The organism is Corynebacterium evansiae (genome assembly GCF_027570065.1).
Classification (GTDB): domain Bacteria; phylum Actinomycetota; class Actinomycetes; order Mycobacteriales; family Mycobacteriaceae; genus Corynebacterium; species Corynebacterium evansiae.
Genome location: NZ_JAKMUT010000002.1, coordinates 170,650 through 193,356 on the forward strand (window position 1 = coordinate 170,650; position 22,707 = coordinate 193,356).

Sequence of the window (22,707 nt, forward strand, 5' to 3'; positions counted from 1 at the left end):
CCACGCAGCTAGCCGCCCGTCGTGACGCGGTAGACATCGTAGACGCCTTCGACGTTGCGCAGCTGGTTCATCATGTAGCCCAGCTGCTTCGTGTCCGACACCTCGAAGGTGAAGCGGATCGTCGCCACCCTATCGCCCGCGGTGTGCGAGTTCGTAGCGATGATCGGCACCTTCTGGTCAGAGACCACGCGCGTCACCTCAGAGAGCAAACCGTTGCGATCCAGACCCTCGATCTGGATCGTGACCATAAACACCGCATTGTGGAAGCTGCTGGCCCACGAGACCTCGATGATCCGCTGCGGCTCCTGGTGCAGCTTCTCAGAATTGGTGCAGTCCGTGCGGTGCACGCTTACTCCCCCGCCCTTGGTGATGAAGCCGAAGATCTTATCGCCCGGCACCGGGGTGCAGCACTTCGCCAGCTTCGCGGAGAAGTCGGCCTCCCCCTGCACCAGAATGCCGGAGCCATCGCCGCGGCCTTCCTGCGGGGTGTTCGCAATCTTCGAGGTCGCCGAACCCGACTGCAGGACGTCATCTGCCTCGGATTCCGGCTCCATCCCCTCAACCAGGCGGTGGCAGACGTGCCCGGCGGTGACCTCTCCCCGCCCAATGGCCGTATAGAGCGCCTCGACATCCTGGTAGTTCATGTCGCTGGCCAGCAGCCGCAGGGATTCATGCGTGAACAGGCGGTGCACCGCCAGGCCACCCCGCTGCGCTTCGGCAGCCAGCAGGTCGCGCCCCTTCTCCGCAGCTTCCTCGCGGCGCTCCTTGGCAAACCACTGCCGAATCTTCGCCTTCGCGCGCGGCGAAACGACGATATTCATCCAGTCCTTCGACGGCCCGGAGTTCTGGTCCTTGGAGGTAAAGACCTCCACCTTGTCGCCGGTATTCAGCTTGGATTCCAGTGCCACCAGCTTGCCGTTGACCTTCGCACCGATGCAGCGGTGCCCGATCTCAGTGTGCACCGCATAGGCAAAGTCGATCGGCGTGGAGCCGTTCGGCAGGGTGATGGCATCGCCCTTCGGCGTGAACACGAAGATCTGGTTGGTGGACAGGTCGTAGCGCAGCGAGTCCAGGAACTCGTTCGGATCCGCGGCCTCCTTCTGCCAATCCAGCAGCTGGCGCATCCACGCCATCTGATCCACCTCTGCGGACTCGCTGTTATTGTTGCCGCGGGTTTCCTTGTACCGCCAGTGCGCCGCAATGCCATACTCGGCGTTGTGGTGCATCTCGTGGGTGCGGATCTGCACTTCCAGCGGCTTAGTGTCCGGGCCGATCACGGTGGTGTGCAGCGACTGGTACACCCCGAAGCGCGGGGAGGAAATATAGTCCTTGAACCGCCCCGGCATCGGCTGATAGAGGGTGTGGATGGCACCGACGGCCGCGTAGCAATCCTGCACGCTATCCACCAGAATGCGCACGCCCACCAGGTCAAAGATCTCGTCGAAGTCGCGGCCGCGGACGATCATCTTCTGGTAGATCGACCAGTAGTGCTTCGGGCGACCCTCCACGGTGGCGTGCAGCGAGCTGCGCGACATAGCCAGCTCGATCTCCTGCTTCACCTTCGCCAGGTACTGGTCGCGCTTCGGGGCGCGGTCGGCAACCAGGCGCACGATCTCGTCGTACTTCTTCGGATACAGGATGGCGAAAGCCAGATCTTCCAGCTCCCACTTCACGGTTGCCATGCCCAGGCGGTGGGCCAGCGGGGCAATCACCTCGAGGGTCTCGCGTGCCTTCTTCGCCTGCTTTTCCGGCGGCAGGAAGCGCATGGTGCGCATATTGTGCAGGCGATCAGACACCTTAATCACTAGCACGCGCGGGTCCTCCGCCATGGCGACGATCATCTTGCGGATGGTCTCCGCCTCCGCCGCGGAGCCCAGCACCACCTTGTCCAGCTTCGTCACGCCGTCCACCAAGCGGGCGACCTCGCTGCCGAAGTCGCGGGAAAGTTCATCCAGGGAGTAATCAGTATCTTCCACCGTGTCGTGCAGCAGCGCTGCGACCACGGTGGTTGTGTCCATGCCGATCTCCGCAGCAATCGTCGCCACCGCCAGCGGGTGCGTGATGTAGGGCTCGCCAGACTTGCGCTTCACGCCCTCGTGCAGCTTCTCGGCGGTGGCATAGGCGCGGTTCAGCAGGGCGAGGTCAGCGCGCGGGTGAAAGCGCCTGTGCACGGAAATGAGCGGCCCCAGTACGGGGTTGATCTTTGGCTTACCGGTGCCGGTGAGGCTTCGCGCAATGCGAGCCGCCATCCACAGCGAACCCTTTTCGTTGCTCATAGCCGCTTCAAGTCCTGCCTGTTTCTTCTCTTCTTTTTATTGACGCCACCTGCGCCAATGACCCCTGGGGGTATCAGACGGCCTGGTCGACCACGTAGAGCGGAAGATCCTTCAGACGATCGCGACCGTCCAACGCGGATACTTCTAGCACCACGCCGAGTCCGCAGACCCTTGCCCCGGCGTTTTCCAACAGCTCGCGCGAGGCGGCGAGAGTACCGCCGGTGGCTAGCACGTCGTCGATGAGGAAGACGTTCTTGCCCTGCAGCGGGATCGCGTTGTCAGCCGGGATCTCTAGTGAGGCCGTGCCGTACTCCAAAGCGTAGTCCACATGGTGGACAGGAGGCGGCAGTTTGCCGCCTTTTCGAACTGCCAGGATACCCACGCCCAGCTCGTAGGCGACGGCGCTTCCCAGCAGGAAGCCACGGGCATCCAACCCGCCGATCAAGTCGATGTCGAAATTGCGGCAGTGCTCCGCTAGATCCTGCACCAAAAGCTTGAAGGAGTGCGGGTCTGCCAGCACGGGGGTGAGGTCTTCGAAAACGATGCCTCGTGAGGGAAAGTCCGGGACTACCCGGATGCTTCGGCGCAGCGCGCTTGCCGCGGTCTCTGCGCGCTGGGGATTGCTGTCTTTGCCGGAATAGTCAGCGTGGTCGGCGTTGTCGGCGGAAGTCAAGCTCTTAGGTCTCTTTCTCTCTTAGGACTGCGAGGGATCTGCGGCAGCACGGGCATTTCCTACCTTAACGCCCCGGCCAGCCTTACAGGTGGGGCTTACTTGCTGGGCTCTTCATCTTCGGGAGCTGCGGGGGACTCGCTAGCGGAAGTTCCCTCCGCCCCGTCGTTGCCTTCGTCGGAGGCACGGCCGGTCGCCACAGGCTCGTCGGACTCCACCCAGCGATCCATGTTCCAGCTCACCCCCGTATCCGAGGAGCTATCCAGCACGTTAGCCGCATGAACCTCGGCAAGGATGGTGCGCGGCTCGGTCACCAGCGGCAAAGTCATGGCGTCGTCGGCCAACGCCGTCTCCGCCCCCCTGATCTCCTTGAGCCCGGCGCCCGGCGTGGCGTTCACCGCTGAGTTCCGACCGTTGGCCGAACGGGTGTCGAGGGCTACGTCGTAATCCACGCCCAGCAGGCCGTAGTCATCGGCCGAGCGGGGCACAGGTTCAATGTTTACCCCCGCCTCCGCGCACTGGGACTTAAGGGCGTCAACAATCTTCTTATACCGCGGCACCGAATCGAGGAAGCCCACGCGGATAGTCATTCCGTTCAGCTGCGATCGGGCCTCATCGACATTGACCTTGATATTCCGATCGTTGATGTCGTCCAGGTAGCCGCGCAGCGGGTGCTCGGAGCCGACCACTCGCAGGCCGGTCGGCTGGACGGCCGCTCCGGTCTCCTCCTCTACGGCCTTGGCGATCGCCTCCCGGTCGATGCAAGCATTTAGAGCCTTGCGGGAGTCGGGATTCTGCAGCGGGCCAAGGTCGGAGACACGCAAGGTATCCACGCGCTCAGAGTTGCTCTCAACCACGCGGAACTCATCACCGTTGAGGCCCAGCTCCTCAGCCACCTTGCCAGGAGTCTCCCCGGCACCGCGATTGGTATCCACCACGGAAAGCTGGTTGTGCTCCCCCAGCTTCTTAACGTCCGCTCCCTGCGGCCAGAGGTACACCGGGGATTGGGCGGGCTCCACCCCGCTCCATTCAGGATTCTTCTCCAGCTTCAGCGAGCCATCATCTTTCCGCGCGGAAATCTTGTACGGCCCGGAGGTCGGCACCTGGGATGGATCAGTCTTCGAGAAGGTGAACACATCCTGCCAGGCCTTACCCAGCTCCGTCAGTGCTTGTTCGTCCTTAGTGTCGACGGCGGATACGACATCCTCCACCCCGGCCTTCTCGGCCACAGTGTGGGAAGGCAGCACCGTGCCGGGCCCAAACAGTTCCCGGTAGCGTTCACCGCGCTTATCGGCGAAGTGCACGCTGAACTGTTTCGCGCCCGCTGCGCAGTCAATCTTCTCCACCTGGCCGAACAGCGGCATGTCGGAGCCGAAAAGGTCCGGGCGAGAGCTGGCCTGCAAGCTCAGCAAAAAGTCGTCGCAGACTACCGGCTTGGAATCCGAGTAGGTGGCCTTCTCGTTGATGGTGTAGTCCACCTGTCGAGGATTCCCGGGGGCCGGCTTGGCCGTCACCAAGTCGCCATTCGGCAGGTTCTGTCCGCGCGGCCCCGCGATGAAGGCTCCCGGGTAGAGGCGAGCGGAAATTTTCGCGGCATCCGTCGCCACGCCCACCGCTGTGCCCGCGTTGGAGGTCACCAGGTCGCTGGTCAGCACGTATCCGAACTGCTCCGGCGGGCTGCTCAGCGGGGAATCCTCCGAACAGCCGGCCAGACCGGCTGCAGCCAGGGCTGCGGATAGCGCCAAGGCTGCGGTGGACCGTACTGCATCCTGCTTGCGGATCACTGGTCGCCTTCCTTCCTCCAACACATCTAAACGAAAAGAGCCTGCGGGCCTCTCCGGGCTACATGCCCGGGCGCCAGGACCTTCCGGCGTCTTCGTTGTGGGTCTCGCGCTTGAAGTCCTCCGTGGAATCGTCTGCCAGGCGGGAATTCGGGCTGGATACGCTGCGCTTTCCGGCCTTCTTCGCCTCATCTGCATCCGCGCCTGCACCCGCGTCTGCGGCGGAAACTCCTACCTTTTCGTTGGCATCTTCGGCGGTCTCCACTGCGGCGTCCTCATCGGAAGACCCCTCCTGCGACGTAGCGAGGGAACGGGCGCGCTCCACGCGGGCCTCGTGCTGCTTGTACTTCTGCTGGCGCATCTTGAACGTCACCAGCAGCGGCGCGGCAAAGAAGATGGAGCTAAACGTACCGGCGATCACACCGATGAACTGCACAAGCGCCAGGTCCTTCAGCGTGCCCACACCCATGATGCCGACGGCAACGATCAGCAGCGAGGCGATCGGTACCAGGGAGAAGATGGAGGTGTTGATCGAGCGCATGATCGTCTGGTTAATGGCCAGGTTCGTTTCCTCGGCATAGGTGGCGCGCGTGGAACCAAACAGGCCGGACGTGTTTTCCTGCACCTTGTCGAACACTACTACCGTGTCGTAGAGCGAGTACGCCAGAATCGTCAGCAGGCCGATCACGGTCGCCGGCGAAACCTCGAAGCCGACCAGTGCGTAAATGCCGGAGACAACTGTGAGGTCGATCAACAGACAGATGATGGCCGCGGCGGCCATGTCGCGCTCCATGCGGATCGCGATGTAGAGGAACACCGTCAGCAGGAACACGCCCAGGGCGATGAGCATCTTCTTGGTGATGCTGCTACCCCACGACTCGGAGACTGTGGAGTCACTGATCGCATCCTGAGTGACTTCGCCGACGTTGTTCTTCGGGTGATACTCGTTGAACAGCGCCGAACGGGCCTCGCGGATCTGCTCCTCGCTCAGGCGCTCGGAGGTGATTTCGATGGACTCGGCATCGCCGCTACCGACGGTCTGAGTGGACTGCGGAGCGATGCCGGTGGCCTCCTCGAAGACCTCCGAAACGCTAGATTCGGTGGCCCCGCCCGCAGGCGGCATGGTCATACGGGTGCCGCCCTCGAAGTCGATGCCTAGAGTGAAGCCGCGTACGAGGATGGACAGCAGACACGCCACGACCACCGCAACGAGGATGCCATAGAGGCGACCGCGGTTTTGCACGATGGGGAACCCACCGTTGCCGTTATAGAGCTTCTCGAAGAAGCCGGACGCCTCGGTATCGGGCGCGTCGACCGGGGTGGCTTCGGCCGCCGAAAGCTCCGCGGACTCCACGGCCTCGGACTCTTTCACGCTTAGGGTTTCGGGGTTACTCATTTACTTCCCCTCCTTGTCGTCGGTGGCCGGGGTGTCTGCCTTTGTGGACGCCTTATCTTCCGCCTCATCCGGATCTTCGGCCTTCTCGGCCACGTCTGCCTTGTCGGCCTTCTCGGCCTTATCAGCCTTCTTGGCCGACTTAGCACGCACCGCGTGCTCGTGGGGCTTCCGCCCGTACTTGCGCTCCGCAACGCGGTAGGCCGCGCCCAGTCCGTTGAGCTTCGGCGAGGCGAATTGCGGTCGGCGGGACATCAGGATCAACAGCGGGGCGGTCAGCAGGAACGCCACGACCAGGTCGAACACGGTCGTCAGACCCAGGGTGAATGCGAAGCCCTTGACGTCGCCGACAGCCAGGAAGTACAGGATCACGGCGGCGATCAGGGAGACGATGTTACCGGTGACGATCGTGCTGCGAGCTCGCTGCCAGGCGCGTGGCACTGCAGAGCGGAACGTAGCACCATTCTTGATCTCGTCCTTGATCCTCTCGAAGTAAATCACGAAGGAGTCGGCCGTGGTGCCCAGGCCGATGATCAGGCCGGCGATGCCCGCCAGATCCAGACTGTAGCCAATCCAACGCCCCAGCAGAACGATGAATCCGTACACCAGGGCGAACGCCGCAACGAGGGACACAATGGCCACGACACCCAGGCCGCGGTAGTAGGCCAGCGCGTACAGGCCGACCAGAACCAGGCCCACCAGACCGGCAATGATGCCGGCCTTCAGGGAAGCGGCACCCAGCGATGGGGAGATCGTGGTGGTAGTGCCACCCGGCTCGCCGTTCTCACCGACGAAGCTCAACGGCAGCGCGCCATAGCGCAGGTTATTAGCCAGGTCCTGGGCTTCCTTTTCGGAGAAACTACCCGTGATCTGGGAGACCTCGCCCGGGGGCGTCGGCGACTGGATCTCAGGCGCGGAGATCACCTTGGAGTCCAGGGTGATGGCCACTCGCTTGCCCATCATCTCTTGGCCGAGTGCGTACCAGGTCTCGCCACCCGGGGTCTGCTCACCGGTCTTGAACTTAAAGGTGATGGCCATCTGCGCCGAGTTCGGCTGGAGGCCGCCGGTGATCTGCGAGTTCGTGTCGATCATCTCGCCGGTCAGGCGCTCGCCGTTCTTCTCGTCGGTCTCGCCCTTCAGCAGCGGCGCCGGGCCTAGAACCATGGGGCCCTGGTCGCTACAGGTGACCAGAGGCTTATCCGCATCATCGGAGCCTGCCATGGGATCGTTAGCTTCACAGTCCAGCAGCGCACCGGCTGCCTGCTGCTTGTTTCCGTCCATGCTCTGGCGGTCTGCCTTTAGTACCTCGACCTGCTTGTCGCGGCGCTCCTGCTCCTCGACAGAATCCTTTGGCTCCGCCGGTGGCTTGGCGGAGACCTTCAGTTCCTTCGGCGCATCCTCCAGGCCGAGCTGCGGGAATGCCTTAACCATTTGCCCAAGGCGCTCGTTGGCGAAATCTGGGGTGATAATTCCGTTCTCCACCCAACGGTTCGCCATCTTCTTCAGGGCCTGTGGGAAGTCCTTGGTGGGCTGCCCCGGCTGCGATTCGGGGCGGAACAGCAGCTGCGAGGTCTTGCCCAACGAGCGCGCCTCGCCCGCGTCCGATCCGGGAACGGTAATGACCAGGTTGTTGCCATCCGTCACCACGGAGGCACCGGAAACACCCATGCCGTTCACGCGGTTTTCCAGAATCGTGCGCGCCTGGCTCAGCTGATCCGGCGTGGGCGTATCCCCCTGCGGAACCAACGTCACTCGGGTACCGCCCTGCAGGTCGATACCCAGCTTGGGCTCGAAGGATTTGTTTCCCGTAAACATGATCAAGCCCAGCACGATGAGGACGACCACCACGAATGCGGCGAGCGCCCGCTTCGGCCACGCGAAGCCGCCCTGTGCAGCAGTTCTCTTTTTCTTCTTTGCCACCGCTTTAAGTCTCCTGCAATCCAGCCGCAAACACGCGCGGCCGGTGTACTAAAAAATCTAACCCCGTGATACTAACGCCTGGGTTCGGACAAACGGAATACCGAACCAGCTAGTTAGTCTTCTTTTTCTTCGGTCAGCTGCGTCTCTTGCTGCGAGCCCGGCTCCACAGAGTCGACGGTCTCCAGGATGGAAACCCTCTCCCAGGTGGTCACCACGCCTGTCGCGATCTCCAGGTCGACGGTCGTATCCCCCACGTGGACCACACGGCCGTGGAGGCCGGAGGTCGTCTTGACAACCATGCCCGGACCCAGCTGATCCTGAAACTGGCGGATCTGCTGAATCCGCTTGTTCTGCTTGCGGATCTGGACCAGCGGCAAGCCGACGAACACAAGTAGGACAAGGACAATGAGAATAATTTCAAATGGCATAGTGACAATTTTGCCATATGCCCGTTCCACATCCTCTTTACCCCGCTATAGCCCGATTGTGCCCTCAGGCGGTTCCAAACCGATGTGCCGCCACGCCGCCGCCGTCGCTACGCGCCCACGCGGGGTGCGGCTGACCATTCCGGCGCGCACGAGGTAGGGCTCGCAGACTTCCTCGACCGTTGACGGTTCTTCGCCTACCGCCAGCGCAAGGGTGTTGACGCCCACAGGGCCACCACCGTGGCCTTTCACCAGGGCTTCGATGACCGCCCGGTCGAGCCTATCCAGACCAGATTCGTCCACGTCGAAGACCAGCAGCGCGGCACGCGCCACCTCGACGGTGATCTTTCCGTCGGCATTCACGTCCGCGAAGTCGCGCACCCGGCGCAGCAGTCGGTTGGCGATGCGCGGGGTTCCGCGGGAACGGGATGCGATCTCCGCTGCGGCGTCACCAGTAATTTCAACTCCCAAGATTCCCGCAGCGCGCGTGACGACCCGGGTTAGATCGGCGGTGTCGTAGAACTCCATCTGGGCGGTGAAGCCGAAGCGGTCGCGCAGCGGCCCGGTGAGCATGCCCGCACGGGTGGTGGCGCCCACCAGGGTGAACGGGGCGATCTCAATGGGGATGGAGGTGGCGCCGGGGCCCTTGCCGACGATGACGTCGATGCGGAAGTCCTCCATCGCCATGTAGAGCATCTCCTCGGCGGGGCGGGCCATGCGGTGGATCTCGTCGATAAACAGCACGTCGCCCTCCATCAGGTTGGAGAGCATGGCGGCCAGATCGCCCGCCCGCTCGAGGGCGGGGCCGGAGGTCATGCGCAGGGAACTGCCGAGCTCCTGGGCGATGATCATCGCCATGGTGGTCTTGCCCAACCCGGGCGGGCCGGCCAACAGCACGTGGTCGGGGGCTACCCCGCGGGAGCGCGCGCCGCCCAACACCAGGTCCAGCTGCGTGCGCACCTTCGGCTGACCGATGAACTCATCCAGTGACTTGGGGCGCAGCGAAGTATCAATGTCCGATTCCCCGGCGGACTGCTGCGGGTCCAGGTCCGCGTTCTGGGAGAAGCCTTGGCCGCCGGGTGCGGCGCCTGGCCCCACGCCCGGTGGAAGTTCAAACTCTGTGCGCTCGGTGTCGCTCATGGTCTCCAGTCTCCCCTATTCTTCAGCAGCGTACTTGGGCTTGCCTGTGCCTATTTAATAGCCGCCAGCGAGGCGCGCAGCAGCCCGGAAGCGTCCGGGGCTTGCGGGGCGGACCATTGGGACAGTACAGCGTCGATGGTGGTACCTGCCTTGGACTCCGTGAACCCGAGACCCACGAGCGCCTCGAGGACCTGTTCCCGCACGTCCGTCGCCACGGCCTGGCCGTCACCTGCAACGCCGGCCGCGCCAACCGCGCCCGCAGCACCGGTATCCGCGATCTCTCCCAGATCCGCCACCTTGCCCTTCAGATCCACAGCCATGCGTTCGGCCAGGCGCTTGCCCACTCCGGGGGCCTTCTGCAGGGTCTTGTGGTCGCCGTTGGATACCGCTCGGGCGAGCTCCTGCGGGCTGATAACCGACAGGATCGCCAAAGCCAGCCGGGCGCCCACGCCGGAGACGGACTGCAGGGTGGCGAAGGCGCGCTTTTCGTCTGCGTCCTTGAACACGTACAGCGTCTGCGAGTCCTCGCGCACCACCATCGCGGTAGTCACGAAGACTTCCTCGCCCCTCGGCAGCTCCGAAATAGTGGTGGCGGTACCGGTGCACTGGTAACCCACGCCCGCGCACTCGATGATGACGTAGTCCAGGCCCTTATCAATCACGGTTCCGCGCAGCGATGCGATCATGGTTTCCCCTTTACTAGATGGTTCAGTGGCGCCCGCCAGCAATGGCACACGGCCAGCGCCAGCGCATCGGCCGCATCCGGCGGCTTGGGTGCTTCGCTTAGCCCCAGGATGCGGGTGATCATGCGCGTCATCTGCGCTTTGTCCGCCCGCCCGTTGCCGCTGATGGACTTTTTCACCTCGCTGGGTGTGTACATGTGCACATCTACCCCGCGCTTGGCGGCGGCCAGCATCAACACGCCGGAGGCGTGGGCGGTGTTCATCACCGTGGAAACATTCGAGCGTTCGAACACGCGCTCCAGCGCCACCACGTGTGGCTGATAGTCGTCGAACCACTCCTCCACCGCGTTGAAGAGTTTGTCGAGGCGCTGCTCCACCGGCATGTCCGACGGAGTGCGCACCACTCCTACGGCCACGGGGTACACGGCCCTCCCCTTCCCCGCCTGCACCACGGATAGTCCGCAGCGCGTCAGCCCGGGGTCTATCCCCATGACGCGCAGCCCGGCCAGCGAGGTCGGGCCGCCGACGGGGCTGCCCCAGGCGGAATTATGTGGAGTGTTCATCGTGTAGCCAAGAATAGCACACGTGTTTTAATTATTCGCTGTCGAGCTCCGCCAGCACGTCATCCGGCACATTCATGTTGGTGAACACGTTCTGCACGTCGTCGGAATCCTCCAGCGCGTCGATCAGGTTGAACACCTTCTTCGCGGTGGTGGCATCCGCCGGAACCTCCATGGACGCACGGAAGTCGAGTTCGATGGAGTCGTAGTCGATCTCGGCTTCCTTCAGCGCATCGCGCACCGCGTTGATATCGGAGGACTCGCACACGACCTCGAACTTCTCGCCGATGTCGTTGACCTCTTCCGCGCCGGCGTCCAGCACGGCGAGCAGGATGTCGTCCTCGGTGTTCTCGCCCTTGTCCAGCACTGCCACGCCCTTGCGGGTGAACAGGTAGGAAACGGAGCCCGCATCCGCCATGTTGCCGCCGTTCTTGTTCATGGCGGTGCGCACGTCGGTGGTGGCGCGGTTTCGGTTATCGGTCAGGCACTCGATGAGCATAGCCACGCCATTGGGGCCGTAGCCTTCGTACATCACGGTTTCCCAGTTAGCACCGCCGGCTTCTTCGCCGGAGCCACGCTTGCGGGCGCGCTCGATGTTGTCGTTGGGCACCGAGGACTTCTTGGCCTTGGTGATCGCGTCCTGCAGCGTCGGGTTTGCGCTGGGGTCGCCACCACCGGTGCGGGCCGCCACTTCGATGTTCTTAATCAGCTTGGCGAATTCCTTGCCACGCTTTGCGTCGTTGGCAGCCTTCTTGTGCTTGGTAGTTGCCCATTTGGAGTGGCCGGCCATGATCCTCTTTCGGTAGTCGGGTTCGTTTGTATCGCTTCCATACTAGACCCCCACGGTGTAGCCGCCGTCACGTACGTCGCTTTTTTCTTTATGACGCCCCTACGCCCCAACCGCCGAAGCTATGCGGCAGCTATTCCACGCCGTATTGCTCGACCATTCGCAGGAAGTACTCGTGCACGCGGTCATCCTCGGAAAGCTCCGGGTGGAAGCTGCATCCCAGCGCGTTGCCTTGCCGCACGCCGACGACCGTGCCGTCCGGCAAAGTGGACACAACCTCTACCCCGTCGCCCACTTCCTCCACTTTGGGAGCGCGAATAAACACGGCCTCTACGGGCGTGTCGATATCCCCGAACGGCAACTGGGTCTCGAAGGAGTCCACCTGGCGGCCGAAGGCGTTGCGCCGCACTGTGATGTCCATGGCGTGCAAGCTGTGGGCGTCACTACGAGTGTCCAAGACCCGATCGGCCAACAGAATCAGCCCGGCGCACGTTCCGAACACGGGAAGGCCGTCGGCAACCAGCGTCCGCAGAGGCTCCAGCATTCCGCCGAGCTCCAGCAGCTTAGACATCGTGGTGGACTCGCCGCCGGGCATGATCAGCCCGTCGAGGCCTTCGAGGTGTTCGGGACGGCGAACGGCGCGGGCCTCGTGGCCCAGGCGTTCGATGCTGCGCATGTGCTCGACGAACCCGCCTTGCACGCTCAACACGCCAATGATCATCGGCCTACTGCTCCTTCAGTGGCACCGATTGGGCGCCGTCGCGCAGGGTGCGGGTGAGCCCCTCCTGGGTGACCACGGCCACCAGGTCGCCCTGCTGGTTGAAAATCCGCCCGTGCGTCAGCGCACGGCCGCCGTGGGCGGACGGGGAAACCTGGTCATACAACAGCCACTCGTCGGCGCGGAAGGGGCGCAGGAACCACATGGCGTGGTCCAGCGAGGCCTCCTGGAACTCCGCCGGGCGGTGCGGCACCAGCGCGGACGACAGCAGAGTCATGTCCGACATGTAGGCCAGGGTGCAGACGTGCAGGGTGTCGATGTCCGGCAGCTTGGACTTCGTGCGGAACCACACCACCTGCTGGGAGGCCGTGTACTTGTTGTGCTCGTAGTCCTCCGGCGGGACGATGCGCACGTCCCAGTCGGCCCACTCGTCGCGGAACAGGCGCTGGACGCGGGTCAGCGACTCGGTATCCACCGCGATGGACTCCGGGTCCGGCACCGCACGCATCTCGTCGGAGTGCTGCGGGCCGTGGTCGTCGCGGATGTGGAAGCTGGCCTGCATGCTGAAGATCGCCTTGCCGTCCTGCACCACTTTCACCGAACGGGAGACGAAGGATCGACCGTCGCGCACGCGGTCGACCAAGAACACCGTCGACGCATCGGGGTTGCCCGGGCCAACGAAGTAGCCGTGCAGGGAGTGCACGGCGAAGTCCTCGCTGACGGTGCGGGTGGCCGCGACCAAAGCCTGCGCGGCAACCTGGCCGCCGTACGTGCGCGCCAGCTTCGACGGCAGCGGGCTGCCGCGGAAGATGTCGCGGTCGATGCGCTCTAGATCCAGGACATCCAGGATCTTCGGACGGTGCGGAGACATTACCAGCCGCGCTCCGCGAGACGGTGCGGCTGCGGGATCTCGTCGACGTTGATGCCAACCATGGCCTCGCCCAGGCCGCGGGAGACCTTGGCGATGGTCGCCGGGTCGTCGTAGTTCTGGGTGGCCTGCACGATGGCGCGGGCGCGCTGCTCCGGGTTGCCGGACTTGAAGATGCCGGAGCCGACGAAGACACCCTCGGCGCCCAGCTGCATCATCATCGCAGCGTCGGCCGGGGTAGCGATGCCGCCGGCGGTGAACAGCACGACAGGCAGCTTGCCGTTGGCAGCAACCTCGCGCACCAGCTCGTAGGGAGCCTGCAGCTCCTTGGCGGCCACGTACAGCTCATCCTCTGCCATGGAGGTCAGGCGGTTGATCTCCGCCCGGATGGTGCGCATGTGGGTGACGGCGTTCGAGACGTCACCAGTGCCGGCCTCGCCCTTGGAGCGGATCATGGCCGCACCCTCGTTAACGCGGCGCAGGGCCTCGCCCAGGTTGGTAGCACCGCAGACGAAGGGCACCTCGAAGTCGAACTTGTCGATGTGGTTCTTGTAGTCGGCCGGGGTGAGCACCTCGGACTCGTCGATGAAGTCCACGCCCAGGGACTGCAGAACCTGTGCCTCGACGAAGTGGCCAATGCGGGCCTTGGCCATAACAGGGATCGAGACGGCATTGATGATGCCCTCAATCATGTCCGGGTCGGACATGCGGGAAACGCCACCTTCGGCGCGAATATCGGCGGGCACGCGCTCCAGCGCCATCACGGCGGTGGCGCCGGCATCCTCGGCGATCTTTGCCTGCTCCGGGGTAACGACGTCCATGATCACGCCGCCCTTGAGCATGTCGGCCAGGCCGCGCTTCACGCGAGCGGTACCGGTGTTCGCAGCTGAAGAATTATTGGTCACGATGCTTAACTTCCCATCTATGAAGAGTTTTAGATCGGCTCTAGTCTAACCTGTCTACTTTCCAATCCCACTATCGGGATTGGATTAAAACTAGCCCTCCGCGGAGCCCCCGTTGTCGGCGGAATCTTCGCTGGGTGCGGGACTGGACAGAAGGGCTTCGTAATACTCCGGCAGCGGCGCCCGGCCGGCCAATCGCAGGACGCGCACCAGCGGGCGGGAACGCACGCTCAAGGTATCAGAGACCGCGTCGTTGTAGAAGCGGGCCGCCAGGTCTACCTTCGCCGAGGCCTCCAGGAAGTTCGGGTTGGTCCACACCTGCGAATCCAACTCGCTCAGCAACTCGTTCTCCGCCTCGCTGCGCGCACCCATGTCGGTGGCCCGCAGTGCTACGCGGTTCACGTGCGCCACGTCCTGCCCTAGCTCCGGCTGCAGCGTTGCGACCACGCTCGAGCGGGAGTGCAGCGCCCCCTCCAGACTTACGCGCGCGGAGTCCGTGCGGATGTGCAACCGGTTCAGCCGGCTGGCCATCCCTGAAGCCCACACGCCCGCAACGATCGCGAGGATCAAAACCACCGCGACAATGAAGCCCCACACGGGAATCGTGATCATGCCAGTGTCACCTTTCGCCCCTTGACCGTCACCGTGTCATACACCTGCTCCACCTGGTCGGTCACCGTCTGCCAATCGAAATCGACGGCGCGCTGCGCCCCGGCCGCGATGAGCCTGCCGCGCCCCTCATCGTCGCGCAGCAGGCCGATAGCCTTCTCGGCCAGGTCCTCGGCCGAACCATTGCGGAACAGGCGCGCAGACCTTCCGTGCTGGCCGACGGCCTCAAAGGCGGGAATGTCGCTGGCCAGCACCGCCGCCCCAGCCGCCATGCCCTCCACCAGGACGATGCCGAAGCTCTCGCCGCCCGTATTCGGGGCCACGTAGACATCGCTTGCGCTCAGCGCGCTGGCCTTGTCCGCGTCGCTGACGCGCCCGAGAACGCGCACGTGGGCGTCACTAGGCTTCGCGCTGGGTCCCAACCCCACACAGACGGACAGTCCGAGCTTCCGCACGCGCTCAACCAGGGCGTCGATGTCGCCGCCACCGGCGATCAGCAGCTCCACATCCGGCACTTCCGCGACGATCCGCGGCATTGCCTCCAGCAGAATCTGCAGGCCCTTGCGGGGTTCCTCGAAACGGCCCAAGAACATCAGGCGCGGACGCGGCCGGGGCTGCTCGAGCGTACCCAGCCCGGCCAGAGGCTCAGCGTTCCGGTAGACGGAGGTCTCCACGCCGTTGGGGATCAGCACCGGGTCGCCCGCCAGGTTCTCCACCTGCCAGCGGCGGGCCTCCTCGGAAACCGCGATGCCACCGTGGATGCGCTCCAGGTACGGGCGCAGGAAAGGCAGCGCCACTTTAAGGATCTTCGACTCGCTGGCCGAGGCGTGATACGTCGCCACGATCGGCCCTTCCGCCACGGCCATGGCCATCATCGAATAGGACGGGGAGTTCGGCTCGTGGATGTGCAAAAGGTCGAACTGATTGTCGCGGATCCACTGCTTCAAGTGCCTCTTCGTCCGTGGGCCGAAGCTCAGGCGTGCGACCGAGCCGTTGTAGCGGATCGGAATGCTGGATCCGCCGAGCTCCACAAAATCCGGCAGGCCCTCGGTGGATTTGCCGGGGCCGATCAGGCTGACTTCGTGGCCGCGCTTGCGCAGCTCCGTGCACAGGTCGATGGCGTGGATCTGTACGCCGCCCGGTTCGTCGAAGGAGTACGGGCAGACCATTCCTACCCTCATTGGCCCTGCCCTTCCGTCTGGTTGTCTTCACCCAACCCCAGGCGCTTGCGGCGCGCCTCCGATAGGTCCGAGAACCACAGCGGCTGCAGCATGTGCCAATCCTGCGGATCCATGGCGATGCCGCGGGCGAAGTTGTCCGCCATCTGCTGGACGATCTGCTGCAGGCTCCGCCCCTCCACATCTACGGGCGTGACCTCGTGCTCCCAGGTCTCCGGCGTGCCCCGCCGCTCGGGACGAGGATCCGTCGAACCGCCTCGAAAGGCCACGCGCGCGGTGAACAGGTTCGCTCCGGTGCGCTGCGCCAGCAAGGCCGCACCCGCGGGCATAGAGGTCTTCTCCCCGAAGAACTCCACCTCTACCCCGTGGCCAGTCAGGTCGCGCTCCCCCATCAGGCACACGGTCCCGCCACCGCGCAGCACTTCCTCCATCCGCTCCAGGGGAGGCACGTCCGCGCCCGTCAGCGCGATGATTTCAAATCCCAGCGACTCGCGGTACTCCACGAACGCCTCGAACAGGATCTCCGGCTTCAGGCGCTCCGCGACGGTGGTGAAGGTCCCGTAGTGGTGCACCAGCCACACCCCGGCCATGTCCCAGTTGCCCGCGTGTGGCAAGGCGATGACGGTGCCCCGGCCGGACTCGGCGCTCGCGTGCAGCAGCTCCAGCGAGCCCGGTACGAAATTGCGGTTGAGCTCCTCCGCCAGCTCGCGTCCGGCCATCGCCGGCAGCTGGAAGGCCTCGCGCCAGTAGCGCATGTAGCTGCGCATGGAGCGGCGCACCAGGTCGCGCGTGACGTTCTCCGGCCCGACGATGCGGGCGAGGTTGCGGCGCAGCTGTTCTGGCCCTTTGCCCTTTTTGGACGCCACGTCCGCGCCCCATTCGAACAATGCTTTCCCCACCGGCTTCGGCAGCTTGGAGGTTATCTTCCAACCGGCGATATACGCCGCGGCAGACAGCCGCTCGCCCATTAACACTCACTCCCCTCGGCGGGGAACTCGCGGGCCCCTTCGGGGGCGGCGATGGTCTGGGACGCGGCGTCCGAACGAGCAACAATCACCAGCCGCTCGACGACCGTGTACAGCGAACCAGCGGCGAGAATCCACAGCCCCCACGCCAGAACGTGCGGCACGCCGAGGCCGCCGATACCGACGGCGACCAGGGAGATGATGAGGCGTTCCGGCCGCTCGATGAGCCCGCCCACGACCTTGATGCCCGAGGCCTCCGCGCGGGCTTTCACGTAGCTGGTGACCTGGCTGGCGACGAGGATGACCAGGCAGACGCTCATCATCACCACGTTCGCGGGCTCCTGCAGGCCGAACCAGAGCACCAGGGCGCCGAAAATGGCACCGTCGCTGAGGCGATCACAGGTGGCGTCTAGCGTGGCGCCGAAGCGGGTGCCGCCGCCGCGCATGCGGGCCATCGTGCCGTCCACCATGTCGGTGGCGACCGTAAGGCCGATCAGTACGGCGGCGGCGAAGTGATGACCAGAGGGAATCAGCCAGAGCGCGAAACCGATCGCCAGCAGGGTGCCGAAAACGGTCACTGCGTTGGGGGTAATCCCCATCTTGTGCAGCACCCGGGCAATCGGTTCAATGATGACCGCGGCGGGGCCACGGCCGTGCACGCTAAGCATCGCTGAAGTTATTCTCCCTAATGGTCTGAACCGCTAGTCGGTGGAACGGGTAACGCTTTCCCAGGCCTCCGCCAGCAGCGCACGGGTCTCCCGCAGCGTCTGTGGCAACACCTTGGTGCCCGTCATGACTGTCATGAAGTTAGCATCACCGGCCCACCTGGGCACTATATGTTGGTGCAGGTGTGTCGGAATGGAGCCTCCGGAGGCCTTGCCCAAATTGAGGCCAACGTTCACCGCATCGGGCTTGGAAACCGCCCGCAGTGCCTTCAGCGCAAACTTCGTAAACTCCGCCAGCTCTGCGGTTTCTGCGTCGCTGAGCTCCGTGTAATCGGCCACTTGGCGATAAGGAACCACCAGCATATGGCCGGGGTTATACGGGTACAGGTTCAGCACGCAGTAGACGGACTTGCCGCGGGCGACAATCAGCGCCTCTTCGTCCGAAAGCTCCGGCAGCGTGGCGAAGGGGTCGGCAGATCGCTTGGATTTGGCGATGTACTGGGAGCGGTAGGGCGCCCACAGTCGCTCCAGCCCGCCTTGCAGGTCGGGTTGGGAGCCCACGCCTAAGTCCACATACGCTTCGGACTGCTGTTCCGGTTCCTGTTGCTGCTCCACTGCGGTGTTAAGCCTCCACCAGCGGCTGAACCAGCTCCGAGCTCGGCTGGTCGTTGCGGCGCTCAGCGATCCAGGTGGAGATGATGCGCAGCGCATCCGCGCGCGGCACGCCATTGACCTGGGTGCCGTCCAGGAAGCGGAAGCTCACCGCGTTCGCCTCCACATCGCGCCCACCGACCAGCAGCATGAAAGGCACCTTGCCGGTGGTGTGGTTGCGGATCTTCTTCTGCATGCGGTCGTCGGAGGTATCGACCTCCGCGCGGATGCCCTGGGCGCGCAGGTCCGCAGCGAAGTTTTCCAGGTACTCGTTGAACTCGTCAGCGACCGGGATGCCCACGACCTGATGCGGGGCCAGCCATGCAGGGAACGCACCGGCGTAGTGCTCCAGCAGCACGCCGAAGAAGCGCTCGATGGAGCCGAAGAGCGCACGGTGAATCATGATCGGGCGCTGCTTGGAGCCATCCGGCGCGGTGTACTCCAGGTTGAACCGCTCCGGCAGGTTGAAGTCCAACTGCACGGTGGACATCTGCCAGGTACGCCCAATGGCGTCGCGAGCCTGGACAGAGATCTTCGGGCCGTAGAAGGCCGCGCCCGCCGGATCCGGAACCAGCTCCAGGCCGGACTTGGTGGCCACACGCTCCAGGATCTGCGTGGAACGCTCCCAGATCTCGTCGGTGCCCACGAACTTGTTCGGATCCTTGGTGGATAGCTCCAGGTAGAAGTCATCCAATCCGTAGTCGCGCAGCAGGGAGATGATGAACTCCAGCACGGTGGTCAGCTCCTGCTCCAGCTGATCCTCGGTGCAGTAGATGTGCGCGTCGTCCTGGGTGAAGCCACGCGCACGGGTCAGGCCGTGAATCACGCCGGACTTCTCGTAGCGGTACACGGTGCCGAACTCGAACAGGCGCAGGGGAAGCTCACGGTAGGAGCGTCCGCGCGAGGCGAAGATCAGGTTGTGCATCGGGCAGTTCATGGGCTTGGCGTAGTAGTCCTGCGCTGGCTTGGTAACGTTGCCCTCGTCATCGGTCTCCCCGTCCAGCTGCATGGGCGGGAACATGCCGTCGGCGTAAAAGTCCAGGTGACCGGACTTCTGGAACAGGTCGCCCTTCGTAATGTGCGGGGTGTTGACGAAGCTGTAACCGGAGGCAATGTGGCGCTTGCGGGAGTGTTCCTCCATCTCCAGGCGCACAATGCCGCCGTCCGGGTGGAATACCGGGAAGCCGGAGCCGATCTCGTCGGGGAAGCTGAACAGGTCCAGCTCCTGGCCCAGGCGTCGGTGGTCGCGCTTCTCGGCCTCCGCCATCATCGTCTGGTATTCCGCCAGGGCTTCCTTCGACTCCCAAGCCGTGCCGTAGATGCGCTGCAGTCCGGCCTTGGACTGGTCACCGCGCCAGTAGGCGGCGGAGGAACGGGTTAGGGCGAAAGCTGGGATGTAGCGGGTGGTCGGCACGTGCGGGCCGCGGCAGAGGTCGTACCACTCGACCTCCCCGGTGCGCGGGTTCACGTTGCTGTAGGCGGTCAGTTCGCCGGTTCCGACCTCGGTGGCTTCGTCGGAGTCCGGATCCACATTGCCCTTGTCGGCAATCAGTTCGGTCTTGAAGGGCTCGTCTACGTACTCCGCGCGAGCCTGCTCTGCGTCGGCATAAGCCTTGCGCTCGAACTTCTGGCCGGACTTGATGATCTTCTTCATCGTCTTTTCCAGCTTGTTCAGATCCTCCGGGGTGAAGGGCTCTGCAACCTGGAAGTCGTAGTAGAAGCCATTGTCGATGGCCGGGCCGATTCCCAGCTTGGTGCCGGGGAATTCCTTCTGCACTGCCTGTGCGAGCACGTGGGCGCAGGAGTGGCGGATTACGCCGCGCCCCTCATCGGTGTTAGCCGGAACGGCGACGACGTCCACGTCCTGCTCAGGCGCCCAGGAAAGGTCACGCAGCTGGCCGGCGTCCTCCCCCTCGGTCTCCTTCACACAAACGATGGCTTCCGGACCCTTGTTGGGAAGACCCAGCTCGCGCATGGCGGCTCCGGCCGGGGTGCCAGCCGGAACGCGGAAAGTAACGGCGACTGGGGTGATTTCGGGGGTACTCACTTGTGGATCGTGCTCCTTCTCGGGCTTTAGTGACGGTCACATACCTGGTGACGGTCCTCAACGCCCGTAGATTCTACCCCTCCAGGATCTCTTGCCCCCAGTACGCCCCGTTTTGCGTGCCGGGCAGTACCCAGAACACCGCTGAACCGACGTGGGTGATCCACGTATTCAGCCGGTCCTTCTCCGCGAGGCGCTTCTGCAGAGGCGTGAATGCCTCGTCCGGGTCGGCCTGGAAGCAGATGAAAATCAGCCCGCTGTTGCCCAGAGGCGTGACTTCGTTGTCCCAGTTGTAGGCGCGGCGCCGCATATGGGTGCCCTCGCCCGCGGAGATGCCCACGTGGCTGCGCTCGTCGATCATCGGCAAACCATCATCGCCGGTCTTGTTCAGATCCACCGGGTCGAACTCGTCCTTCGCGCCCAGTGGCGCGCCGGTGTCTGCGTGTCGGCCGAACACGACCTCGCGGGACTTGCGATCCAGCTGCTCCCACCCCGGCATGTCGAACACAACCCGGCGAACCACCATGGCACTGCCGCCCTGGTCGTCCCAGATAGATTCGTCGTATTCTTCGTCGGTGCGGGGAATGGCGGTGCCGTCCTTGAAGCCCAACAGGTTGCGCGGGGTTTCGCCTGTCGGCGAATCCACGAATCCGCGCTGGGTCCACTTCGGCGTCGCATAATCACGACCGCCGCGGGTCAGCACGCGCGCGGCATGACTCACGGCAGTGAGGTCGTCGCCACAGATCTGCAGGACCACGTCGGCGCCACCAAAGTCCGGGTCGAGTTTGTCTCCCTTGAACTTCGGCAGCCCATTGAGGTTCTTCTTCACCCAGGAAGGAGCCGCGCCAATCAAGTCCGCATCCTTGATCAACTTGGGTCCCCACCCCGCAGTCACCGTCAGGTTCTGCGGGGCTATAGATAGCTCGTGTTCCAGGTCCGCCAGGGCAACCTGCCCCTGGGTTAGGGAACGCGCATCACCGGTCCAGATGCGCATCAGGCGCTCCAGGTTCTTCTTCAGCCCCCCGCGCGGTAGCCCGTCCCTCTTGAGGTTAAAAGCCACCAACAGCGCGTGGTTCTGCGAGTCTTCCCGGATACCCGCCTGGTGCGGGCCATCGAAATCAATCTTTCTTATTGACGCCCCATCGCCAGCACCACTATTGCCAGCTGTACCAGCAGAGTCTTCTGCCGTGCTGCAAGCTGCCAGGACGGATGCGGCGCCGGTCATTCCTAGTCCCGCGAAGAATCCACGGCGGGTGAACTTCACACCTTCGGGGGGCTCGGGGGTGGGGGCGTCAGAAATGGAAGAACGAAAACGTGCGGAGTCAGGCATGGGTATTAGTGCTCGTGTCCGTGCTCTTCGCCGTGCTGCATGCCGTCCATGCCGTCCATGCCCTCCATGTTGCCGCCATCTTCGTCACCGTAGTGCTCGTGGGTGGACTGCTGAACACGCACCGGAACGTTCTCCAGCTTGTACTCCTTGCCATCCTCGTCGACCAGGGTGAAGGACAGGGAATCGCCGGCAGCGATCTCGTCGGAAACTTCCATGATCATGATGTGGTTTCCGCCCGGCTCCAGCACGCTATCCTCGCCCGCGGGGATAGTCAGGCTGGAGATCTGCTGCATCTCGCCGTCGTCGTTGACCTCGTGCAGCTCGTACTTCGCACCGTCAATGTCACCCTTCACCTCGGTGATAGTGATGTCCTTGTCGGTGGTGTTGTGCAGGGTGCCGAACACAGACGTCATGTTCTTGTCGGCAGGCTTGGCGGTGACATAGGAGTCGTTGAACTCCAAAGCCTGCTCGTCCGCAGCCTTGTCGTCAGCGGACTCTGCGGACTCAGCGGACTGCGTAGTCTCCGCCGAGGTGGAAGCGTCGTTCTTGCCTTCCCCATCGTCCGAGCATGCGGAAAGGAACAGCGCACTGCTCAACGCGACGGCAGCCACGGCTGCGGCGCGCTTCTTGGTGTTATTCAGGGAGGTCAGGGACATAACGAACCTTTCAATTAAAAGGCGTGCGGGCTTCCCAACCATTTTCCCGTGTCCGGGGGCTTATTCCCCCGAACACGCTGTACGCGATTCCTAGTAGTTCGCGTGCTAGTTGGTGGCACCCGACGCGGATGCTGCGCCGGTGGCGGTTGCCTCGGCGTTATCGGTAGCCACTTCAGCGCCGTCCATCTCAGTCTCTACGGAAGCGTCGGTCTCGTCCGCATCGGTAGCGTCGGTCGCTTCAGCCTCGGACTCGGACGAGTCGGTAGCTGCTTCCTCGGTGGACTGGATGCTCGGGCTAGCCGGGCCGGTGGTTGCGGTGTCCTCGCGCTGGTCGCCGTCATTCTCGTTAGGAGGGGTGCATGCGGACAGTGCGAGGGCAGTGGTCAGAGCCAGAGCGGCAGCAGTTGCAGAGCGGAACTTCTTCACGGGAAATCTCCTGATCAGGTAATCGTCAACTAATCGGACATGAGGAACGCTCTACCCTAC

Annotated in this window: 22 protein-coding genes; all 22 read right to left on the reverse strand. The window is 63.9% G+C overall.

Going from position 1 to position 22,707, the window contains the following annotated elements:
- Positions 1-8 precede the first annotated feature (8 nt).
- Positions 9-2,276, reverse strand: coding sequence for a RelA/SpoT family protein (locus L8V00_RS02730; protein ID WP_070487562.1), 2,268 nt, complete (start codon positions 2,274-2,276; stop codon positions 9-11).
- A 73-nt stretch (positions 2,277-2,349) separates the two neighbouring features.
- Positions 2,350-2,949: an adenine phosphoribosyltransferase gene (locus tag L8V00_RS02735; protein WP_035003816.1), complete on the reverse strand. Its 600-nt coding sequence runs from the start codon at positions 2,947-2,949 to the stop codon at positions 2,350-2,352.
- 95 nt (positions 2,950-3,044) lie between these two features.
- Positions 3,045-4,730 (reverse strand): ABC transporter substrate-binding protein, encoded by a 1,686-nt coding sequence (locus tag L8V00_RS02740; RefSeq protein WP_269944157.1) that lies wholly within the window; start codon positions 4,728-4,730, stop codon positions 3,045-3,047.
- Positions 4,731-4,788: 58 nt separating this feature from the next.
- Entirely contained in the window at positions 4,789-6,123 is a 1,335-nt protein-coding gene (gene secF / locus L8V00_RS02745; RefSeq protein ID WP_070487568.1) for a protein translocase subunit SecF, read from the reverse strand.
- Positions 6,124-8,040, reverse strand: a complete 1,917-nt coding sequence (gene secD / locus L8V00_RS02750) for a protein translocase subunit SecD (RefSeq protein WP_269944158.1) — start codon at positions 8,038-8,040, stop codon at positions 6,124-6,126.
- 113 nt (positions 8,041-8,153) lie between these two features.
- Positions 8,154-8,468 carry a preprotein translocase subunit YajC gene (yajC, locus tag L8V00_RS02755; RefSeq protein WP_035003811.1) on the reverse strand — a complete coding sequence of 105 codons (315 nt, stop codon included), beginning with the start codon at positions 8,466-8,468 and terminating at the stop codon, positions 8,154-8,156.
- A gap of 45 nt (positions 8,469-8,513) precedes the next feature.
- A complete protein-coding gene (gene ruvB / locus L8V00_RS02760; RefSeq protein ID WP_049049269.1) occupies positions 8,514-9,605 on the reverse strand; it encodes a Holliday junction branch migration DNA helicase RuvB in 1,092 nt (363 codons plus the stop codon).
- Between the two features lie 50 nt (positions 9,606-9,655).
- Positions 9,656-10,291 (reverse strand): Holliday junction branch migration protein RuvA, encoded by a 636-nt coding sequence (gene ruvA, locus L8V00_RS02765; RefSeq protein WP_035003807.1) that lies wholly within the window; start codon positions 10,289-10,291, stop codon positions 9,656-9,658.
- Positions 10,288-10,851 carry a crossover junction endodeoxyribonuclease RuvC gene (gene ruvC, locus L8V00_RS02770; RefSeq protein ID WP_049049267.1) on the reverse strand — a complete coding sequence of 188 codons (564 nt, stop codon included), beginning with the start codon at positions 10,849-10,851 and terminating at the stop codon, positions 10,288-10,290. The genes ruvA and ruvC overlap by 4 nt, the downstream gene beginning before the upstream one ends.
- A gap of 31 nt (positions 10,852-10,882) precedes the next feature.
- Entirely contained in the window at positions 10,883-11,638 is a 756-nt protein-coding gene (locus L8V00_RS02775) for a YebC/PmpR family DNA-binding transcriptional regulator (protein WP_035003805.1), read from the reverse strand.
- Positions 11,639-11,768: 130 nt separating this feature from the next.
- Complete coding sequence (pdxT, locus tag L8V00_RS02780; protein ID WP_049049264.1) at positions 11,769-12,356, reverse strand: pyridoxal 5'-phosphate synthase glutaminase subunit PdxT; 588 nt, start codon at positions 12,354-12,356, stop codon at positions 11,769-11,771.
- A 4-nt stretch (positions 12,357-12,360) separates the two neighbouring features.
- Positions 12,361-13,224 carry an acyl-CoA thioesterase gene (locus L8V00_RS02785; RefSeq protein WP_034987869.1) on the reverse strand — a complete coding sequence of 288 codons (864 nt, stop codon included), beginning with the start codon at positions 13,222-13,224 and terminating at the stop codon, positions 12,361-12,363.
- Positions 13,224-14,126, reverse strand: a complete 903-nt coding sequence (gene pdxS, locus L8V00_RS02790) for a pyridoxal 5'-phosphate synthase lyase subunit PdxS (protein ID WP_141741116.1) — start codon at positions 14,124-14,126, stop codon at positions 13,224-13,226. Before pdxS ends, L8V00_RS02785 begins: the two co-directional genes overlap by 1 nt.
- Before the next feature lie 90 nt (positions 14,127-14,216).
- Complete coding sequence (locus tag L8V00_RS02795) at positions 14,217-14,735, reverse strand: hypothetical protein (protein WP_070487576.1); 519 nt, start codon at positions 14,733-14,735, stop codon at positions 14,217-14,219.
- Positions 14,732-15,913 (reverse strand): glycosyltransferase family 4 protein, encoded by a 1,182-nt coding sequence (locus L8V00_RS02800; RefSeq protein ID WP_269944159.1) that lies wholly within the window; start codon positions 15,911-15,913, stop codon positions 14,732-14,734. The genes L8V00_RS02795 and L8V00_RS02800 overlap by 4 nt, the downstream gene beginning before the upstream one ends.
- Positions 15,910-16,878 (reverse strand): phosphatidylinositol mannoside acyltransferase, encoded by a 969-nt coding sequence (locus tag L8V00_RS02805; protein ID WP_269944160.1) that lies wholly within the window; start codon positions 16,876-16,878, stop codon positions 15,910-15,912. Before L8V00_RS02805 ends, L8V00_RS02800 begins: the two co-directional genes overlap by 4 nt.
- Entirely contained in the window at positions 16,878-17,543 is a 666-nt protein-coding gene (gene pgsA / locus L8V00_RS02810; RefSeq protein ID WP_049049257.1) for a phosphatidylinositol phosphate synthase, read from the reverse strand. Before pgsA ends, L8V00_RS02805 begins: the two co-directional genes overlap by 1 nt.
- A gap of 33 nt (positions 17,544-17,576) precedes the next feature.
- Complete coding sequence (locus tag L8V00_RS02815; RefSeq protein ID WP_269944161.1) at positions 17,577-18,155, reverse strand: HIT family protein; 579 nt, start codon at positions 18,153-18,155, stop codon at positions 17,577-17,579.
- Positions 18,156-18,162: 7 nt separating this feature from the next.
- Complete coding sequence (thrS, locus tag L8V00_RS02820; RefSeq protein ID WP_269944239.1) at positions 18,163-20,166, reverse strand: threonine--tRNA ligase; 2,004 nt, start codon at positions 20,164-20,166, stop codon at positions 18,163-18,165.
- Between the two features lie 145 nt (positions 20,167-20,311).
- Positions 20,312-21,565 (reverse strand): Dyp-type peroxidase, encoded by a 1,254-nt coding sequence (locus L8V00_RS02825; RefSeq protein ID WP_269944162.1) that lies wholly within the window; start codon positions 21,563-21,565, stop codon positions 20,312-20,314.
- 5 nt (positions 21,566-21,570) lie between these two features.
- Entirely contained in the window at positions 21,571-22,221 is a 651-nt protein-coding gene (locus L8V00_RS02830) for a copper chaperone PCu(A)C (protein ID WP_035003786.1), read from the reverse strand.
- 105 nt (positions 22,222-22,326) lie between these two features.
- Positions 22,327-22,647 (reverse strand): hypothetical protein, encoded by a 321-nt coding sequence (locus L8V00_RS02835; protein ID WP_035003785.1) that lies wholly within the window; start codon positions 22,645-22,647, stop codon positions 22,327-22,329.
- Between the last annotated feature and the right edge of the window lie 60 nt (positions 22,648-22,707).

Bases quoted from the DNA above. Each gene is read 5' to 3' on its own strand.
- L8V00_RS02825 (WP_269944162.1), bottom strand. From the start codon at position 21,565: ATGCCTGACTCCGCACGTTTTCGTTCTTCCATTTCTGACGCCCCCACC.
- pgsA (WP_049049257.1), bottom strand. From the start codon at position 17,543: ATGCTTAGCGTGCACGGCCGTGGCCCCGCCGCGGTCATCATTGAACCG.
- L8V00_RS02830 (WP_035003786.1), bottom strand. From the start codon at position 22,221: ATGTCCCTGACCTCCCTGAATAACACCAAGAAGCGCGCCGCAGCCGTG.
- L8V00_RS02730 (WP_070487562.1), bottom strand. From the start codon at position 2,276: ATGAGCAACGAAAAGGGTTCGCTGTGGATGGCGGCTCGCATTGCGCGA.
- L8V00_RS02785 (WP_034987869.1), bottom strand. From the start codon at position 13,224: ATGTCTCCGCACCGTCCGAAGATCCTGGATGTCCTGGATCTAGAGCGC.
- yajC (WP_035003811.1), bottom strand. From the start codon at position 8,468: ATGCCATTTGAAATTATTCTCATTGTCCTTGTCCTACTTGTGTTCGTC.
- L8V00_RS02775 (WP_035003805.1), bottom strand. From the start codon at position 11,638: ATGGCCGGCCACTCCAAATGGGCAACTACCAAGCACAAGAAGGCTGCC.
- pdxT (WP_049049264.1), bottom strand. From the start codon at position 12,356: ATGATCATTGGCGTGTTGAGCGTGCAAGGCGGGTTCGTCGAGCACATG.
- thrS (WP_269944239.1), bottom strand. From the start codon at position 20,166: ATGCGCGAGCTGGGTCTTCCCAACAAGGGTCCGGAAGCCATCGTTTGT.
- secF (WP_070487568.1), bottom strand. From the start codon at position 6,123: ATGAGTAACCCCGAAACCCTAAGCGTGAAAGAGTCCGAGGCCGTGGAG.
- ruvB (WP_049049269.1), bottom strand. From the start codon at position 9,605: ATGAGCGACACCGAGCGCACAGAGTTTGAACTTCCACCGGGCGTGGGG.
- ruvA (WP_035003807.1), bottom strand. From the start codon at position 10,291: ATGATCGCATCGCTGCGCGGAACCGTGATTGATAAGGGCCTGGACTAC.
- L8V00_RS02800 (WP_269944159.1), bottom strand. From the start codon at position 15,913: ATGAGGGTAGGAATGGTCTGCCCGTACTCCTTCGACGAACCGGGCGGC.
- ruvC (WP_049049267.1), bottom strand. From the start codon at position 10,851: ATGAACACTCCACATAATTCCGCCTGGGGCAGCCCCGTCGGCGGCCCG.
- L8V00_RS02795 (WP_070487576.1), bottom strand. From the start codon at position 14,735: ATGATCACGATTCCCGTGTGGGGCTTCATTGTCGCGGTGGTTTTGATC.
- L8V00_RS02805 (WP_269944160.1), bottom strand. From the start codon at position 16,878: ATGGGCGAGCGGCTGTCTGCCGCGGCGTATATCGCCGGTTGGAAGATA.